Genomic DNA, 685 nt, shown 5'->3' on the forward strand with positions numbered 1-685 from the left:
TGGTAAGGCCTGAGTTTACCCGACACTTTTCATAGTAAATAATGTAACTTAACTATGAGAGGTAAACCATGGGTAAAGGAACCCGATACAACGACGAGTTTAAACAAGAAGCTGTGAACCAAGTGGTGGTTCATGGTTATTCGGTGGCGGATGTTTCGCAACGACTAGGTATTTCCAACAAGAGCCTGTACGACTGGATCAAGGTGTTTAGTAAACCTAAAAAGCGGCGTGATGAGGAGTCTGATCTGCGAGCCGAGAATGCTCGCCTCAAACGCGAGTTAAAACGCGCCCAGGAAGAGAGGGATATCTTAAAGGAGGCCGCGGTGTTCTTTGCAGGCGAGTCAAAGAACGCTACCCGTTCATAAAAGCTCGTACTGATATGTATGCTGTCCGCCGACTTTGTAGTGCGATGCAGGTTAACCCAAGCGGCTACTATGATTGGTTGCGTGAACCTCAGTCGCGCCGAGAACAAGAAGACAAGCGGCTTACTGTTTTTATAAAGCAGTTCTGGTTAGAAAGCGGTTGCCATTTTGGCTACCGCAATATCCACCAGGACTTGATGGAAGCGAAGATTCTATGTGGTCGAGATCGTGTATTGCGTCTCATGAGGCAGGCGGGCCTCGAAGCTCAGCGGGGCTACGGCAAGCCAAAGAATATGTATGCTGGAAAGCCGCACACACTGATT

At 48.5% G+C, this 685-nt stretch carries 2 protein-coding genes; both read left to right on the plus strand.

Features of this window, described 5'->3' with window-relative positions:
- Positions 1 to 68: 68 nt before the first annotated feature.
- Entirely contained in the window at positions 69 to 365 is a 297-nt protein-coding gene (locus tag ABWW54_RS20110; protein ID WP_353415014.1) for a transposase, read from the plus strand.
- Between the two features lie 44 nt (positions 366 to 409).
- A partial coding sequence (locus ABWW54_RS20115; RefSeq protein WP_353415015.1) for an IS3 family transposase occupies positions 410 to 685 on the plus strand: 276 nt, incomplete at its 3' end.

Source organism: Arenicella sp. 4NH20-0111, assembly GCF_040366405.1.
Classification (GTDB): Bacteria; Pseudomonadota; Gammaproteobacteria; order Arenicellales; family Arenicellaceae; genus Arenicella.